General features: G+C 66.8%; 1 protein-coding gene and 1 pseudogene. Both read left to right on the top strand.

Annotated elements, in window-relative coordinates:
- Positions 1 to 239: AMP-binding enzyme (locus BKG76_RS19365; protein WP_407937664.1), on the top strand; the 239-nt coding region annotated here is incomplete at its 5' end.
- Positions 239 to 452: pseudogene (locus BKG76_RS19370) on the top strand (nitronate monooxygenase); the annotation flags it as partial. The gene BKG76_RS19365 and the pseudogene BKG76_RS19370, both read left to right, overlap by 1 nt.

Raw genomic sequence — 452 nt, forward strand, 5'->3', positions numbered from 1 at the left:
GCTTCGGTCAGCACGTGGCAGCCGTCGTGCAGCCGCGCGAGGGGGCGCGCCCGACGCTGGCCGAGCTCGATACCTTCGTGCGCAGCGAGATCGCGGGCTACAAGGTGCCGCGCAGCCTGTGGTTGGTCGACGAGGTCAAGCGCTCGCCGGCGGGCAAGCCCGACTACCGGTGGGCCAAGGACACCACCGAGGAGCGGGCCGCCGATGACGTGCACGCGAATCATGTTGGAGCGAAATGATGAAGACCGATCTCTGCGAGAGGTTCGGGATCGAATACCCGATCTTCGTGTTCACCCCGTCGGAGAAGGTGGCCGCCGCGGTCAGCAAGGCCGGCGGTCTGGGCGTGCTGGGTTGCGTGCGATTCAACGACGCCGACGACCTCGAAGAGGTTCTGCAGTGGATGGACGCCAACACCGACGGTAAGCCGTACGGCGTCGACGTGGTGATGCCGG

Source organism: Mycobacteroides franklinii, assembly GCF_001853795.1.
GTDB lineage: Bacteria > Actinomycetota > Actinomycetes > Mycobacteriales > Mycobacteriaceae > Mycobacterium > Mycobacterium franklinii.